Genomic DNA, 16306 nt, shown 5'->3' with positions numbered 1-16306 from the left:
CCTTTAACTGATCCGTCAGTAATTATTTGCTCTGTGCTGCTTCTTCTTCTGCTACTGTGATTCCGTTGTTATCTGTTACACATTTCTGTCCATCTTCAGATACTGCAAACTTTAAGAATTCATCAGCTGTTTTGTTATCAGCACCATCTTTTACTACAAATAAGAATGGTCTAGACAGTGGGTATGTGCTGTTTTTAACATTTTCTACAGTTCCTTCTACACCTTCAACAGTTAACTGTTTTACTGTATCATCAATGTAAGCGAAAGATACATATCCAATTGCATTTTCATTCTTTGCTACTGCTAACTGTACTGGTCCATTTCCTTCAGATACTGCTGCAGAACTTGTTAAGCCATCTGTTTCTTCTAACTTGATCAATTCTTCAAATGCACTTCTTGTTCCTGAGCTTTCTTCTCTGGATACTACATAAATTTCTGCATCTTTTCCGCCAAGTTCTTTCCAGTTTGTAATTTCTCCAGAATAGATTTTCTGAAGCTGTTCTAATGTAATATTTTTTACATCATTTGCTGGATTAACTGCTACTGCAATTCCATCATAAGCAAATACGGTTTCTTTTAAATTTTCTGCTTTTTCTTCATCTGTTAATTCACGAGAAGATGCTCCAATATTGTTTACACCTTTGATGGTATCCTGAATTCCTGCAGAAGATCCATTTCCTGTATACTGAATCTTAACATCTGGATGTAATGCTTCATATTCTGTTTTCATTGCATTTACGATTGGTTCTACAGAAGTAGATCCTGTAATAGTAATCGTTCCTTTATCGCTGCTAGATGTATCAGCGCTTTTGTCATTGCTGCCACCACAAGCTACTAAAGAAAATGTCATTGCTGCTAAAGCTGCTGTTGCTAATAATTTCTTAATTCTCATTTTTCTTCCTCCATTAACATTTTTCATGTTTGATTGACAGACAAAGAAAAAAGCTATCTTCACCTTTGTCTGTGTTAATTACAAAAGTAAATATAGCCTTTCTTTGTTAAACTAATATATCTCTATTGTTAAGTTTTGTTAACCGCTTGTAAAGAAAATATGATTCTACCATAAATCCTTCTTTTTCAGAATATACACTGCAACCATACATACTACAAAGGAAAAGACAGCAATCAGTCCAAATGCCCATGGGCTAGTGGAAAATGGCATACTGATCGGACTTACATTCATTCCATAAAATGCAGATATCAAGGTTGGCAGCTCGACCACAATGGTAACTGCAGCCAGAAGCTTCATGATCTGGTTTAGATTATTATCAATGATGGAGCTAAACAAGGACATCATACTTCTTAAAATATTATGATAAATATGCGTCATCTCCATGGCCTGCTTATTCTCAATGATAACATCCTCCAAAAGATCTTCATCCTCTGCATAATGACGGATACTGTTTGTCTTTAACATTTTTTCCATTACGAGCTCGTTGGACTTCAATGAGGTCGTAAAGTAAACGAGACATTTATCCAGCTCATATAACTGAATCAAATCCTGATTCTTAGAATCTTCTAAAAGGATTTTTTCAATTTCCTCACTTTTCTTGTCAATCACACGCAGGTAATGCAGATACAGAGCTGCATTGTTATAAAGAATCTGATATACAAACCGAGTCTTCTTATATGTACAGAAATCTGGCACCAGACCATCCATAAACTGTTTTAAAATGCGTGTTTCCTTTAAACATATGGTAAAGATCACCTTCTCTGTAATAAAGATACCCAGTGGAATCGTCTCATACCAATCCTTCTCATTTCTTCGCTCAATCACGGGAATATCCACCAAAATCATGGTATAATTATCTTCCTTCTCCAAACGAGAACGTTCTTCCTCATCCAAAGGTGCTTTTAGATCGTCTATTTCTATATTAAATTCCTTGGATATTTTTAAAATTTCCGTTGCAGAGGGTGCTGTCATGGCAACCCAGGATTCACGTTCTATCGTATCGATCTGCTCCGTAATTCCTGTTTCTTCATACGTTTTAAAGATTTTGATCATGATATCCCCTCCTTTTCAGAATAATTCCATCCAAATATAAAAACGCCCATCGCGGCACGTCATGTCCATTATAACGTAGCGATTGGCGTCTGTAAAGTCTAAAGGTCAATCCTTCTTATTCTGTACTTCGATCAAATATTTGCTCAATACGGTAACTGTATTCTGATTTTCCTTATTCAAACGGTAATAATATTCCAACCATTCCCGTACTCCTGGATCTTCATTTTCTTTTATGATCTCACTAAATCTATCATCTGAAATTCCCAGCAAATAGGCTAATGATACATGAAAATATTTTGCCAGCCGTATGATAATGTCTTCCGTCAACGCAGAGTCGCCATTTTCAACCTTACTGATATATTGCTGAGAAACATGAATATCCATGGATAATCTCTGTTGTGTAATTCCTTTTTCCAGCCGAAGACTTTTCACCCGATTCATTCCATCACCTCTGCTTCTTATTTTAACTTTCACCCATTTTAGTGGTACTATATTTAAAGTGTGATGTACTATATATATAGTTTTTTGATATATATTTCTTCTCTCAAATGGGAAAAATATAAATTGCAATTTTGAAGTAAATGGATTACAATATCTATAAAAGTATGAAATAAAGAAGGTGAATGAAGTGAAAAAGAAAAGCTGTGTAATCTCTAAACTTATAAAGCTGATCGCTATCCTTGCTTCTATCGGCGGTGCTTTGTACTTGTTTAAGGATTCTGTTGCAGACATCTTATCCTCCGTTAAAGAAAAGTTTGCGAGTGACGATGATTTTGATGATTTCGACGATGAGGATATGGATGATTTTGATGACAATGAAGTTTTCGAAGATAAGTCCGACCGTGAATATGTAAGCATTAATATTACAGATGATACTGAAAAAGAAGATTCTAAAGATTTGGAAGATCCAGAAGATTTAGATGATGATGACGAAGTTGAGAATGCATAAAAGGGACTATAAAAAAATGGAGTTGATTTAACTCCATTTTTTTGGTTCCTTTTATTGTAGAAAGATAATCAAACTAATCTATTTGTTTTCTGAACTATAAAAAGTATATCATCCTACTCTTGTGAAAGGAAATCTAACACAAAACCATCTATTTTAAACACCGATAATCCTGATCGATAATCTGCTGAATTTCTAAAAAAAGCTGACTGCTATGATATCCATCGGCTGCCGCATGGCTAATGGTCAACGTCACCGGCATCTGCCACTTTCCATCTCTTTCCTCATACTTTCCATAGGTAATAATTGGAAATAACGCTACTCTGTTACCTGCAACATAAGTCTGATATCCGGTAAAGGACATCCATGGTACACATGAGATACAATAAAAGTTTTGAGGCTGTCCATCTCTGGCTTTGATTCCTTTTACATCCTTGTATGTTTCCATCACCTTAGTCATTCCATCATAAAACTCTAAAAAAGAATCTGTATAGTAGGTCCAGACATCAGAAAAGGTATGATCGTCCTTATGAAAAATCGTAAAATTAGGATGTACCACATCCCAATATCCTGGATTTCCATCCCCGTCCGTTCCCATGCGAAACTCTTTTCTTCCATTAATCGCTCTGGATACACAGTACACAAATACCGGATAAAACCGATCTCCATACTGTTCTACCCGTTTCTTAAGCATTGTAACATCCAACTGCACCGTAACACTATAGCTGCAAGGAAGCACTTTTGTATAATATTCATAATGCTCTTTTCTTTCCCATTGCTCCTGGTTGATTCTTGTAAACATAATTTCACCTCGTTCCAGTCTGTTTTTTCATTATAGCTTTTATCCTAATTTTTCACAATATATTTGTAAAATAAATGCGGGTTTCTTTGACTATGGGATAATGTGTGAGAACGAAATCATTCCGGTCAGCAATCAGGCTACGGAGCTTCCAAATCTGATACATGTTTTCCTTTTTTCTACACCATGACAGACGAAAATCTTATCCCTCGTCCAGGGACAAATGGCTATGTAAGCAAGCTTCCAGCCATTTGTCCTTATGGACGACCAAAAGCATCGCTTTTGCCAAAGATTTTCTGCCTGAGAAAACATGTAAGCTCCTTCGCAGATTGCTTTACCGGAATGGTTTCGTTCTTTGTAGTGTATTGGCTTCTCCCATATTCATATGGAGAAACGGAACATGGAAAAGAAGAAAACTTCTCCGAAAGCGACATATGCGGAATGTTAGAACAACCTGTTGGCTGGATTCTATCACCAGAACTGCTTCAGGCATCGAAGATGACTGTTTTCCATAGGACAGTTGGTAGGGAAGTTTACTTACCTTTCCAACTGTTATGGAAAAAAGGAAGGCAGTTCGTCTTGTGCCATGCCAAGCCCGACTAGCGGAGCGGATTAGGGTTTGGCTCGGGGTAAATCCAGACAGCTTTGGTTGTTCTTACGTTCTGGCATCCTAGGCGCAGGAGGAGAAATTTTCTTCTTCATTTAGTCCACAAAACCCGTATTTTTTATATCAAAAAACTGCTACCCACAGGTTTTCCCCATAAGCAGCAGTCCTTCTGTCCCTTTATTGTAATTCAATAATAAACTTCACTTCTCCATCCATTCCTTTCGATATTCCTGAGAAGTTGTTATATTCTGCATCCTGATCAATGACACTGTCTAACTTATCGAACAGATCTCCTACCGTATCTGCTCCCTTAGAAATGCCTTCCTTATCAAACTTCATCAAGCCTTGCGTCAACTGATCACTGCCATTTTGTAATTTGGCGATACCACTATTCAACTGTCCACTAGCAGAGGAAAGCTTCTTTCCACCCTTTTCCAATGTCCCATTGGCTTTGCTGAGCTGATCTGTACCATTTTTTGCCGTTTGCAGTCCTGAACTTAAGCTTCCTGCTCCGTTGGATACTGCTTCTGCACCAGCTGCCAATGTCTTTGTTCCCTGTTTGATCTTCTTAGCTCCGGCTGTCGCAGTATTCATGCCTGCAGCAACCTGTGCTGCTCCATTTCGCAAAGAGCCATTTTCACCCGTATAGCTTCGAATGGTAGACAGGGTAGATGATATCGTCTGGGAACTGGAAGATAATTCAGATAATAATGCCTGCTCTGTTTCGATGGAAGACTGCAGTACCTGTTTGGTCTGTTCATCTTCTGTTGCATTCATTAATGCTGTCTGTGTCTGAATCAAGCTTTCTACCTGACTTTTCTTTGTCTCTAATTCACTTGCTTTTTCCGCCAGAGAGGCCTGTGCCTGGGCAAGTTGAGAATCCAGAGTGGCAATCCCAGAGGAAACCTGACCAGCGCCGCTTTGTAGCTGTGCCATACTGGATGCAAGCTCTGCCATACTGTTATCTATCGTTTTAGCTCCAGATGCAACACTATCAGAGCCACTAACCAGATCCATGCTTCCAGAAGCCAGCTGATTCAGTCCACTGGATACTTTAGCAACACCATTCTTATAGGTATTTACTCCATCAATATATTTTTGCACTCCATCCGTATATTCTTTGGCTTTGGCAGACAGACTGTTCATTCCAGAAGAAACCTGTTTTCCACCTTTCACCAACTGCTTAGAAGAATTTTTTAATGTATCCAGCATATCCGTCAATTCATCGGTATCATTGAAATCAATATCATTCAACAGTCCGTTCATAGCTACACTATAGATAGACACCGGTTCAAAATCCTGAATTTCACATTTAATTGTAACAGAGCTTAAATCTTTATTATCAAACTGGTCAATGTCTAACTGTTTGGCCAATCCCGGCATGGTAATGCCAGCAATGATTTCATTCTTTCCATCTGCAATTACCTTTCCATTGGTAACGGATACATTTTTACACTGATCAGATGGAATGGTCATCATGGATAATACCGTAAATGGTGTATCCTCCGTGTTTTCTGTTATGATCTTGATTTTCAGTTGACCGCTTTTTCCTTTTAATTTCTCCGGCTTTATCTTCTTATCATCTAGCCAGTATGATGCAGTAAGCTTAATTGGAATTTCTTCATCTGTTGTACCCTGATAATAGATATCATTTCCGTTTGCTTTCCAGTTAACAGCTCCCTTGTTCCCCCTTGTAAAAGTTTCTTCACCTTTTACATTCTTAATCTGATTTAAGGTAGAAGTATCCTCAATGGTTTTCTTGTCACCGATATTTTGAAGCCAGTCACTGACAATAGTTTCTTTTACCTTTCCTGTCTTATCGGCTTTCACATAAACGGTTTCTGATTTTACAACACCATCTGCTTCCTGACCTGCCCAAACGGGAGATGTCATGGAAAATGTGAATACAGCAGCCATGACTCCTGCCATTACTTTCTTATACTTCATTGTTCTTCCTCCTGAATGCTAATGTTGTCTTACAGATTAATGGGTCAAATACAGTAAACAATGCCGGGAGTACCGTCAGCACTACAATAGTACTGATAACAGCTCCTCGCGCCAGTAACGTACAGATTGATCCAATCATATCAATTCTTGAATAGCATGCCACACCAAAGGTAGCAGCAAATAAACTTAGTCCACTGGTCAAAACAGATTTCATGGAAGTATTATGAGCGATCATAATTGCCTCCTTCTTGCCCACTCCTGCCAGCCGTTCATTTTGATATCTAGTCGTCATTAAAATTGCATAATCAACGGTCGCTCCGAGCTGAATCGTTCCTATGACGATACTGGCCACAAAAGGCAGCTCTATGCCAGAATAATATGGAATGGCCATATTAATAAAGATGGCAAACTCAATCACAGAAACTAATATAACCGGCAGGGATATGGATTTAAATACCAGCATGATAATGATGAAAATTGCCAGTATAGAAACCATATTTACATTGGCAAGATCTACGTTGGTAACATCGGCAAGATCCTTCATCAACGGTGCTTCTCCAATAATGATCGCATCTTTATCATAGGATTTTACAATTCTGCCGATTTCCTGAATCTGATGATTTACCTGATCTGTCGCTGATTTATAATCAGAACAGATGAAAATCAGCTCATGCTTATCACTTCGCAGCATTTCTGTCGCCTGTTCTGGAAGCATGTCATCCGGAATAGCCGCACCCACAATTGATGGAATGCCCAATGCCGTCTTAATGCCATCTACCTGATCAATATCATCCATCATACTGCTTTTATCCTTTGCGGATAAATTTTTATCCAGCATTGCAATATAGATGTTGTTCATATGAAAGCTATGATCCAGCTTTGCATTGGCCTTGGAACTATCCAGGTCCTTCGGCAGAGACTGGTCCAAATTATAATATACCTCTACATGCTTATTTCCATAATATGCAACTGGAAGAATACAAATAAATAAAAGAATAAAAATCCGATAATGTTTCGTTAAAAAAGCAGATATTTTTGATAAATCAGGAATCAATGGTTTGTGACTGGTCCGTTCAATCCATTTATCAAAAATCAAAATCAGCGATGGAAGCAATGTAACACAGCAGATCACCCCAATGATCACACCCTTGGACATTACAATTCCAATATCTCTGCCCAAAGCAAAAGTCATAAACATCAGTGCAAGAAAGCCAGCCACTGTTGTTACAGAACTTCCCAGCACAGACGTAAATGTCTTGCTGATCGCATGTGCCATGGCCTCTTCTTTATCCGCTCCATAGATTTTCTTATTCTCTTCGTAACTATTTAACAGGAAGATGGAATAGTCCATCGTCACTCCAAGCTGAAGGACCGCTGTCAATGCTTGGGTAATATAAGAAATTTCACCCAAGAAGATATTGCTGCCCAGATTATAAAGAATTGCAGCACCAATGCTAAATAAAAATAAGAATGGTACTACAAAAGATTCCATCGTACCCATCAATACAAGCAGGGATAATGTTGCGGCAATCACAACATAAATCGGCATCTCTTGCAATGCCAGATTTTTAATATCCGTTACAATTCCTGACATGCCGCTGATAAAGCAATCTTTGGATACCACCTTACGCAGCTGACTGACTGCTTCCATGGTATCATCAGAGGATGTCGTATCATCAAACAACACTACCATCATAGTAGCATCCCCCTTATTAAAAGCTTCTCGCAGATCATCGGGAATCATCTCCATGGGTACCGAAATATCCACAAAGTTGTCATACCATACTATATCTTCCACATGGTCTACCTTCAACATCTCTTCTTTCAGGCTGACCACCTCCTTTGGCTCCATCCCTTCCACAATGACCATGGAAAATGCACCCATTCCGAATTCATCCACCATAATGTCCTGCCCACTGACCGTTTCCAAAGAATCCGGCAAATAGCTTAACACATCATAATTGATTCGAGTATCCACATATCCAAAGACAGAGGGAATCAGGAGCAAAAGGCAGATTGCAGCAATCAGCTTCTTATGCTTCGCTATAAAATGTCCTATTTTCACTCTTATCACTCCTTAAAATGACCACCAGTCATATTTTCAACTATGGTTATAGCACAGAAATGACCATCAGTCAATATTTAATTGCAATTATTTTTTGTTTGTGATACACTACAAAAAACGACAAGAGGTGCTTATATGGGGAAAATTGAAGAAAAAAAAAGAGAAAAAAAAAGAAAATTATTTGATGCGGCACTGGAGCTTTTTACCAGCAAGGGCTTTCACGATACTTCCATATCCAACATTGTACGAAAAGCCGGATTAGCAAAAGGCACCTTTTACTTATATTTTAAAGATAAATACGATCTTCGCGATCAGCTGATTGCTGTTCAGTCTAGCTATTTGTTTCAAAAGGCCGATGATGCTCTTAAAAAGACCAAGATTACTATATTTGAAGATAAAATCATCTTCATCATTGATCATGTACTGGAATCGTTGAGCCAGAATCCTAAGATGACTACTTTTATTTCCAAGAATCTTAGCTGGGGCATTTTTAAATCCGCTCTGATTCACTCTGACACAGATCAGACCTTGGACTTTTATTCCGTCTATGAACGCATGATCGAAGATTCTCCACATGAATTTAAAAATCCAGAAATTCTTCTTTTTATGCTGATCGAACTGGTGGGATCTACCTGCCATAGTATTATCTTATATGAGGAACCCATTAGTCTTTCAGAATACAAGCCTTATCTCTACCAATGCGTCCGTCAGATCATCCATAGCCAGATGCTGGAATGATCATGACTTATGGAGGGTTTTTGTTCTAATAGAAACAAAGCCTCCTATAGAACAAAAAAAGCAGCTTTCCTGTTCTATCTAATTTATGATAGAATTGAAAATCTGCTTTTTCTATTATTATATTTTTATATGCTTACATTTATCTTAACTTTGCAAAATAAGCCTTTGTTTCTGATACGATTACTTTATTCAGGAACAAAATGGCAATCAGGTTTGGCAATGCCATCAGCGCATTGAAAATATCAGCAATGGTCCAAACAGCTTCCACTGTCATAAATGGTCCGATGAAAACTGCCAGAATATATAACCAGCGATAGGCTTTTACTACTTTTAAGTTTCCGTTCATTAAGTATTCCAGACATTTTTCTCCATAATAATCCCATCCTAAGATGGTTGTAAAGGCAAAGAATACCAGACACATCATAACTAAAAATGCAGAAATCTGCGGAGGAATTGGCAAGCCTGCTTGGAAAGCATGAGTTGTAACCGCCACTCCTTCTAATCCGATTGTATGAGAACCGGTCAATACGATGCAAAGTCCGGTCATTGTACAAATTACAATGGTATCGATAAATGTTCCCGTCATCGTAACAAGTCCCTGTCTGACACATTCATTTGTCTGCGCTGCTGCCGCTGCGATTGGAGCACTACCCAGTCCTGCTTCATTGGAAAAAATGCCTCGCGCAATACCCTTTTGCATAGCGACGATCATTGCTCCTAACACACCACCTGCTGCTGCTCTAAGTCCAAAGGCACTTTGTATAATTTCCATAATTGCTGCCGGAATATGATGAAAATTCAGAACGATCACGGCAACTGCGATCACAATATAGGTAACTGCCATAAATGGAACCACAATCTGTGCTACAGAAGAAATCCTCTTTAATCCACCAATGACAACGGCTCCGACACAGATTGTCAGGATGATTCCAGTGATGATAATGGCCCAGGAATATTCTCTTCCCATAACACTTACAACATGAACAGAATTTGGATCAAAGAAATCTCTTACTGCAGAAGCAATTCCATTGACCTGAGTAAAGGTACCGATTCCAAAAAGCCCCACACATGCTCCAAAGAACGCAAATACCTTTGCCAGCCAACGCCATTTGATCCCCATTCCGTTTTCAATATAATAGAACGGTCCTCCGAGAACATGACCATCCTCTTTGATCACGCGGTACTTAATTGCAAGAAGTCCTTCTGCATATTTCGTTGCCATTCCAAAGAATGCTGCGACTATCATCCAGAATAAAGCTCCTGCTCCTCCTGTCACCAAAGCAGTCGCAACACCTACCATATTACCGGTACCAATGGTTGCAGATAATGCTGTACAGAGTGCTCCGAAGCTGGTTACCTCTCCATTTCCGTCATCCTCGTTTTTGAACATATACTTTAATGCTTTTGGAAGATGCTTTACTTGAAGAAGTCTTAAACGAATCGTCAGAAAAATTCCAACAGATAGGATCAATACGATCAACGGTACTCCCCAGACTGCATTATCCAGCCATATAATAAAATCATTTGCTTGCTTTAACATTGCTTGTTCTCCTTCTCTTCTTCTCTTTCAATATCTCTATATATGAAATTTAATATGTGATTCTATCCGCATACATTTGTCTTTTCTTCACGGACAATGTCCAGTTTACCACATTCTTCTTTATTCGACAAGAGGGGATTTTTTTTATAACAAAATTTAAATCGAGTAGGAGGAATTTCTCTTGATTGAGAAATTCCGACCTCTCACACCACCGTGCGTACCGTTCGGTACACGGCGGTTCAATCAACTTAACAAGTAACACACCTTTCGGTGTAGTAATCTAACATTGAGACTAATCCGAATGAGGTTAGTCTCTTATTGCTTATAGCTTGGCATACATCTGAACCTCGACATACTCTTGCGAACCCTTTAGCGTAGGATGTTCGCTTTGCTGCCCATTGGGGCACGCCTAGTTTCATTAAATTCTTTGCCCTGTTTTGTGGTGTTTTCCATTGTTTCCATATACACATACGAAGTCTGAATCGGATATGTTTATCCATTTCTCTGCACAGATGTTTCATACTCCCTATCTTGAAGTAGTTAACCCATCCTCTGATAAGTTGATTGAGTTTCTCCACTTTGTAGCTGTTGCTTACACCCCAGCTACGACAGGTGAGTTCCTTCATCCTCTTCTTGAACTTCTCAACTGATTTTGCATGTGGCTTCGCCTTGTATTGGTGTGCTCTTGAATCAAAATAGAATCCAAATCCAAGGTATTTGAGTCCTTGCGGTTTATCCACTTTACTCTTTGTCATGTTGACCTTAAGCCCTAGTTTCTCCTCAATGAATCGAGAGATATTTCTCATTACTCGATTTGCAGACATTTCACTCCCAACCATGATGATACAGTCATCCGCATATCTCACGAAATTGAGCCCTCGCTTTTCCATTTCTTTGTCAAGTTCATTGAGCATGATATTCGCTAGTAGCGGAGAAAGATTTCCTCCTTGCGGTGTTCCTATTACAGAGTCTTCATACTCATCATCAATCATAATTCCACTGACAAGATACTTTCTCACAATGGAGATGACATCTCCATCCTTGATTGTTCTTCCAATTAAGGTCATCAGCTTGTCATGATTTACTGTGTCAAAGAACTTTTCCAAGTCAATGTCTACAATCCAATCATTACCATCATTCATCATATCAAGTGCTGTTAGGATTGCTTGTTGTGCACACCTATTCGGTCTGAATCCATAACTGTGGTCATGGAATTGTTCCTCATAGATTGGTGTTAGTACCTGTGCAATGGCTTGTTGTACAAATCTGTCTGTTACCGTTGGTACTCCTAGGTTTCTGACACCACCATCAGGCTTTGGTATCTCCACTCTTCGTACTGGTTGAGGTTTGTATTTTCTTGTCCTCAACTGTTCCTTGATGATTTCGCCGTTCTTTGCAAGATGTTCCTTGAGTCCTGTGTACTTCATTCCGTCCACTCCCTCTGCACCTTTGTTTCGTACGACTTGCAGATATGCTCTGTTGAGATTATCACTAGATAATATCTGCTCCATTAGATTACTTGTGTCCATGCGTTCTTTCCTTTCCGTCTCGCTTGATTTGACCATCTTTTACCCGATTGGTTACGGCAGATGTTGTCATTTCTGCAATACGAGACATACTCAAACTGATTGATTGTTCGCCCCTTCACTCCATCCCCATTACAGAGACTTCTTCACTACTATGGGCTCGGCTGACTTCTCACAGTTCGTTGTTACTAGGCTAATGATACCTCTGTGAGACCTCCACGCTTAAGGTGCACGCTCTTTCCTCTCATCTATCCGCCACATTTACTCGTACTTCCAGCAACTTTTGGACTTCATCTCCTTTTGCAGACTTATCCGTATTTCCGAGCCTTATATGTGATTTCTGTCCGTCGGACCAAGAGTTTGCTTACAGCTTCCTTCAGATTCCACCTCACGATGGACACCCTTGCTGTTCGGCTATACACTTCCTCGTTGCCTAGGCGTGTTCGGGACTTTCACCCGTTAGAGCGCGCCCATGGCGCGCAAACAAAAAGAAGCGATGGTGTAAAGGAAGAAATCGTACCATTCCTTTCTTCCTACCATCGCTTCTTTCGAAACACTTTATTCAGATTATTTTGCTTTTTTTAGCATTGCTTTCAGCTCTTCTACTGTAAATTCATAGTTGGTATTACAGAAATGACAGTTGACCTCGATGGATTTTCCTTCTCTAATCATCTCTTTTAATTCCTTTTCTCCTACGCTAATGACAGCTTTTGCAACTCTTTCCTTGCTGCAGTTACAATGAAATTGGGTTGGAATCTTATCATAAATGGTCACTCCGAAGTCTCCCAACAGATCCTCCATCATCATCTCCGGCGTCTTGCCCTGCTCCAATTCTGAAGTAACAGAAGTAAATTGGGCAATCTTTTGTTCCAGACCTGCGATTACTTCTTCCTCTGCAAATGGCATCAGCTGTATGATAAATCCGCCTGCATGTTTTACTGTATTATTCTTCTCCATCAACACCCCTAGGGCTACAGAAGAAGGTACCTGTTCACTGCTGGCAAAATAATAAGTAAGATCCTCTGCAATCTCTCCGGATACCAAATGCGTCTGTCCAACATATGGATCTTTTAATCCAATATCCTTAATAACGCTTAATACACCTAAGTCCAAGGCTCCCCCCACATCCAGCTTTCCATCCGGACGAATCGGTAACATCACCTCTGGATGATTCACATATCCTTTTACATTGGCATGAGAATCTGCCGTTACCATAAGACCTCCAATCGGTCCCTGACATTGAATCTTTAAAGTTAACAAATCACTGTCATTCTTACACATGCTTCCCATCATTGCTCCTGCTGTCAGCAGACGTCCCAGTGCTGCTGTTGCAACCGGACTTGTATTATGGGCTTTTCGTGCTGTTTCTACTACTTCCTTTGTATATGCTGCAAAAAAACGAATCTGGTTATCTGCAGCCGTACCTCTAATAATGTAATCTTCCATCGCGAATTCGCTCCACCTTTCCTTTTTCTCTTGCAATAACATATACCCGCTGGCTATCTTTCCTTGGTGCTTCTCTGGTAAATGCATCGTAGATAGCAATGCATTCCATGCCTCCATCAGTGATTGCCTGTTTTACTTCATCTATGGTATACGCCTTCTGATAATGAGTCTCAGTAAATTTCCGGTATCTTCCATCTTCTTCCTGAAGAAATAAATTCAGATTATACTCATTGATTCTTTCTTCCTCGTAGAAATAGTTATCCCAAATAAAACTCATTGTTTCCCGATCTTCTGCGATCGTATTGTCTGCAAGTATTGTTTCATACTTATATAAAGTATTCATATCAAAGATAAAATACCCTTCCGGGTCCAGATAATTATTAACTAATCGAAAGACTTCTGTCAAGTCCTCATATTCAATTATGTAATTCATACTATCACAAATACTGATAACAGCTCTTACCGTACCATACAGCTCAAATTCTCGCATATCCTGCAACAGATATAGAATCTGACTTTCTTCTTCTATGTTTTTCTCCTGCGCAATTTCCAGCATTTCCGCAGAATTATCCACGCCGATCATATCATACCCGGATTTTGCCAGACGCTGTGTAATATTCCCGGTACCACATCCTAAATCCAGCAAAAGGCCTTCCTCAATTCCTTTTTCCTTTAACAAGGATATCACATATCCAGCCCATTCATCGTATGGGATATTATCCATAAAATCATCATATACTCTGGCAAAACTTTCATAACTAGCCATCTTTTCCCTCCCTGATCCAAATTGACCGCCTATTCACATAAAGGCTGGGGACATCTCCCAGTAAGTTACAATAATGGTGAAAATACCCGGAGAATACTCTGTGTCATAAGTGCCGGCAATGGCTTCATGCAATCCTCTCTCGTAACCTGCCTGCTGACCTCCACTGTCTTCATAAAGTCATCATAAATATCCTGAATGCTACTTGTATTATATAAAAATACCCCGCATTCAAAATGAAGATACAGACTTCGATAATCCCAATTAACGGTTCCCACTGTAGCAATCTTGTCATCACAAACTACGTTTTTTGCATGAATAAAACCAGGGGTATATTCATAAATCTTAATTCCTGCATCCACCAGCTTATGATAATAAGACTGTGATACGAGAAACACCAGTTTCTTATCTGGAATGCCCGGCGTAATGATACGCACATCTACCCCTCGTTTTGCCGCCAGACAGAGAGCTGTACTAAGTTCATTATCAATGATCAAATATGGAGTTGTGATGTATAAATATTTTACCGCACTAGAAATAATGTTCAAATATATATTTTCTCCCACTGTCTCGGAATCCAGAGGTGTATCCGAATATGGCTGAACGTATCCATCATTCTCCGGACGCTCTTCCATATACCTCTTTGGACGATATTGTTTATAATCTTCCTTTTGCTTCCGAAGTGGATTCCATACCTGAAGAAACATGACCGTTAAGTTCCATACGGCATCCCCCTTGATCATAATACCGCTGTCCTTCCAGTATCCAAATCGTTCTTCACGGTTGATGTATTCATCTGCCAGATTAAAGCCTCCGGTAAATGCTGTATGCCCATCGATGACCATGATCTTTCGATGGTCACGGTTATTCCAGGCTGTAGAAATCACTGGTACAAAGGTATTAAACCTCATGCAGGAAATACCATAAGATTCCATCTTTTTATAAAAGTCAGCATCCAGAACAGAGATACAGCCTACATCATCATACATAAATCGAACATCTACTCCATTGGCAGCCTTCTCCTTAAGAATGTCCAGCATTTCATCCATCATGCTGCCTTCTTTTACAATAAAATATTCCATGAAAATGTAATGCTCTGCTTTTCTCAGCTCCTCTAAAACCGCCTCATAGCATTCCTCTCCACTGGAAAAATATTTCGTCTGTGTATGCTTATGTGCCGGAAATCCTGCATATTGGGAAATATACTCACTCTGTCCTGCCACAACCGGGTCTTGTGCTTCCACTTCATCATAAATCTCTTTCTTCTGCATCAATAAAAAGGCAGTGTCTCTAAATTCCTGATCCAGAACTTTCCGAAGCCTTCTCGATGGCTTCTTATTCCCCAGATACAAATACATAATCCCGCCAAGGATTGGAACGGTCAATATAGGAATCACCCATGCCAGCTTATAGGCTGGATTATCATCCTTATTAATAATATAGATTACTACCACAATGCTAAACGTCTTAAGAATAAAAGACAGAAGATCATTATGCTCACCAATCTGAAATACAATTGCGACAAACCAGTAAATCTGAAGAAACAGTACAAGAATTCCGACTACCAATCTGCTAAATAAAAATTTTGCTAATTTTTTCATCTTTATCACCTGTTTTCCTTTAATTCTACTATTCTATCACAGTTTTATAAACTATAACACAAAAAAAATAAAAAAATACCGCCGGATTTTCCGACGGTACCTTTTATTTTGTATTTTTCATTTCTCTTTTTCTCTTGGTCATTAAACCACCAATGCGGCCTGTCTCTTTTGCTGACAAGGACTTCCATCCTTCCTTCTGTACTTTATCGGCCAGCCCCAATTCTTCTGCAATTTCATATTTTAGCTTTTCATCTTCTGTAGGAGACTTTGTATTTTTCGGCATCTGCCTTTCTCCTTTCATCAGCTGATAATTACAGTATGAG

The 16306-nt window shown here is 39.2% G+C and carries 15 protein-coding genes; 3 read left to right on the top strand and 12 right to left on the bottom strand.

Annotated features, from left to right (window positions below; all coding sequences use genetic code 11):
• Window positions 1-22: 22 nt before the first annotated feature.
• From BHF69_RS01935 to BHF69_RS14095, 3 genes are all read right to left on the bottom strand, one after another.
• Window positions 23-892, bottom strand: coding sequence for a phosphate ABC transporter substrate-binding protein (locus tag BHF69_RS01935; RefSeq protein WP_075669405.1), 870 nt, complete (start codon window positions 890-892; stop codon window positions 23-25).
• Between the two features lie 165 nt (window positions 893-1057).
• Window positions 1058-2005, bottom strand: coding sequence for a magnesium transporter CorA family protein (locus tag BHF69_RS01930; RefSeq protein ID WP_075669404.1), 948 nt, complete (start codon window positions 2003-2005; stop codon window positions 1058-1060).
• Window positions 2006-2110: 105 nt separating this feature from the next.
• On the bottom strand, window positions 2111-2446 hold the full coding sequence (locus BHF69_RS14095; protein WP_075669403.1) for a helix-turn-helix domain-containing protein: 336 nt from the start codon (window positions 2444-2446) through the stop codon (window positions 2111-2113).
• A gap of 187 nt (window positions 2447-2633) precedes the next feature.
• Here BHF69_RS14095 and BHF69_RS01920 point away from each other — a divergent pair, with 187 nt between their 5' ends.
• The gene (locus BHF69_RS01920; protein WP_075669402.1) at window positions 2634-2954 is read left to right on the top strand and encodes a hypothetical protein; all 321 of its coding nucleotides are present in this window, start codon (window positions 2634-2636) and stop codon (window positions 2952-2954) included.
• Window positions 2955-3102: 148 nt separating this feature from the next.
• Here the strand turns inward: BHF69_RS01920 and BHF69_RS01915 are convergent, their stop codons facing one another.
• Window positions 3103-3753, bottom strand: a complete 651-nt coding sequence (locus BHF69_RS01915; RefSeq protein WP_075669401.1) for a chloramphenicol acetyltransferase — start codon at window positions 3751-3753, stop codon at window positions 3103-3105.
• A gap of 183 nt (window positions 3754-3936) precedes the next feature.
• On the opposite strand from BHF69_RS01915, the gene BHF69_RS13885 reads away from it, so the two are divergent.
• A complete protein-coding gene (locus tag BHF69_RS13885) occupies window positions 3937-4353 on the top strand; it encodes a hypothetical protein (protein ID WP_143249456.1) in 417 nt (138 codons plus the stop codon).
• A gap of 181 nt (window positions 4354-4534) precedes the next feature.
• Here BHF69_RS13885 and BHF69_RS01905 read toward each other — a convergent pair whose 3' ends face one another.
• Together BHF69_RS01905 and BHF69_RS01900 are read right to left on the bottom strand one after the other, a co-directional pair.
• Complete coding sequence (locus BHF69_RS01905; RefSeq protein WP_075669399.1) at window positions 4535-6304, bottom strand: hypothetical protein; 1770 nt, start codon at window positions 6302-6304, stop codon at window positions 4535-4537.
• The gene (locus BHF69_RS01900) at window positions 6294-8378 is read right to left on the bottom strand and encodes an efflux RND transporter permease subunit (RefSeq protein ID WP_075669398.1); all 2085 of its coding nucleotides are present in this window, start codon (window positions 8376-8378) and stop codon (window positions 6294-6296) included. Before BHF69_RS01900 ends, BHF69_RS01905 begins: the two co-directional genes overlap by 11 nt.
• A 126-nt stretch (window positions 8379-8504) precedes the next feature.
• Here BHF69_RS01900 and BHF69_RS01895 point away from each other — a divergent pair, with 126 nt between their 5' ends.
• Window positions 8505-9107, top strand: a complete 603-nt coding sequence (locus BHF69_RS01895) for a TetR/AcrR family transcriptional regulator (protein ID WP_075669397.1) — start codon at window positions 8505-8507, stop codon at window positions 9105-9107.
• Window positions 9108-9246: 139 nt separating this feature from the next.
• Here the strand turns inward: BHF69_RS01895 and BHF69_RS01890 are convergent, their stop codons facing one another.
• The 6 genes from BHF69_RS01890 to BHF69_RS01865 form a co-directional block, all read right to left on the bottom strand.
• Window positions 9247-10647, bottom strand: coding sequence for an alanine/glycine:cation symporter family protein (locus BHF69_RS01890; RefSeq protein WP_075669396.1), 1401 nt, complete (start codon window positions 10645-10647; stop codon window positions 9247-9249).
• A 248-nt stretch (window positions 10648-10895) separates the two neighbouring features.
• The gene (ltrA, locus tag BHF69_RS01885) at window positions 10896-12176 is read right to left on the bottom strand and encodes a group II intron reverse transcriptase/maturase (RefSeq protein ID WP_158022538.1); all 1281 of its coding nucleotides are present in this window, start codon (window positions 12174-12176) and stop codon (window positions 10896-10898) included.
• 564 nt (window positions 12177-12740) lie between these two features.
• Complete coding sequence (hslO, locus tag BHF69_RS01880; RefSeq protein WP_075669394.1) at window positions 12741-13619, bottom strand: Hsp33 family molecular chaperone HslO; 879 nt, start codon at window positions 13617-13619, stop codon at window positions 12741-12743.
• Window positions 13600-14385: a class I SAM-dependent DNA methyltransferase gene (locus BHF69_RS01875; RefSeq protein ID WP_075669393.1), complete on the bottom strand. Its 786-nt coding sequence runs from the start codon at window positions 14383-14385 to the stop codon at window positions 13600-13602. The genes hslO and BHF69_RS01875 overlap by 20 nt, the downstream gene beginning before the upstream one ends.
• 65 nt (window positions 14386-14450) lie before the next feature.
• Window positions 14451-15983: a cardiolipin synthase gene (cls, locus tag BHF69_RS01870; protein WP_075669392.1), complete on the bottom strand. Its 1533-nt coding sequence runs from the start codon at window positions 15981-15983 to the stop codon at window positions 14451-14453.
• Between the two features lie 103 nt (window positions 15984-16086).
• A complete protein-coding gene (locus tag BHF69_RS01865) occupies window positions 16087-16266 on the bottom strand; it encodes a small, acid-soluble spore protein, alpha/beta type (RefSeq protein WP_330393039.1) in 180 nt (59 codons plus the stop codon).
• Between the last annotated feature and the right edge of the window lie 40 nt (window positions 16267-16306).

Origin of the sequence: Anaerostipes sp. 992a (assembly GCF_001940245.1) — a bacterium.
Taxonomy (GTDB): domain Bacteria; phylum Bacillota; class Clostridia; order Lachnospirales; family Lachnospiraceae; genus Fimousia.
This window is presented reverse-complemented; position numbering and strand designations above follow the sequence as displayed.

What these genes read in the sequence shown, in the direction of transcription:
- BHF69_RS01935 (WP_075669405.1), bottom strand. Translation starts at nt 892, where the DNA reads ATGAGAATTAAGAAATTATTAGCAACAGCAGCTTTAGCAGCAATGACA.
- BHF69_RS01930 (WP_075669404.1), bottom strand. Translation starts at nt 2,005, where the DNA reads ATGATCAAAATCTTTAAAACGTATGAAGAAACAGGAATTACGGAGCAG.
- BHF69_RS14095 (WP_075669403.1), bottom strand. Translation starts at nt 2,446, where the DNA reads ATGAATCGGGTGAAAAGTCTTCGGCTGGAAAAAGGAATTACACAACAG.
- BHF69_RS01915 (WP_075669401.1), bottom strand. Translation starts at nt 3,753, where the DNA reads ATGTTTACAAGAATCAACCAGGAGCAATGGGAAAGAAAAGAGCATTAT.
- BHF69_RS13885 (WP_143249456.1), top strand. Translation starts at nt 3,937, where the DNA reads ATGACAGACGAAAATCTTATCCCTCGTCCAGGGACAAATGGCTATGTA.
- BHF69_RS01905 (WP_075669399.1), bottom strand. Translation starts at nt 6,304, where the DNA reads ATGAAGTATAAGAAAGTAATGGCAGGAGTCATGGCTGCTGTATTCACA.
- BHF69_RS01895 (WP_075669397.1), top strand. Translation starts at nt 8,505, where the DNA reads ATGGGGAAAATTGAAGAAAAAAAAAGAGAAAAAAAAAGAAAATTATTT.
- BHF69_RS01890 (WP_075669396.1), bottom strand. Translation starts at nt 10,647, where the DNA reads ATGTTAAAGCAAGCAAATGATTTTATTATATGGCTGGATAATGCAGTC.
- ltrA (WP_158022538.1), bottom strand. Translation starts at nt 12,176, where the DNA reads ATGGACACAAGTAATCTAATGGAGCAGATATTATCTAGTGATAATCTC.
- hslO (WP_075669394.1), bottom strand. Translation starts at nt 13,619, where the DNA reads ATGGAAGATTACATTATTAGAGGTACGGCTGCAGATAACCAGATTCGT.
- BHF69_RS01875 (WP_075669393.1), bottom strand. Translation starts at nt 14,385, where the DNA reads ATGGCTAGTTATGAAAGTTTTGCCAGAGTATATGATGATTTTATGGAT.
- cls (WP_075669392.1), bottom strand. Translation starts at nt 15,983, where the DNA reads ATGAAAAAATTAGCAAAATTTTTATTTAGCAGATTGGTAGTCGGAATT.
- BHF69_RS01865 (WP_330393039.1), bottom strand. Translation starts at nt 16,266, where the DNA reads ATGCCGAAAAATACAAAGTCTCCTACAGAAGATGAAAAGCTAAAATAT.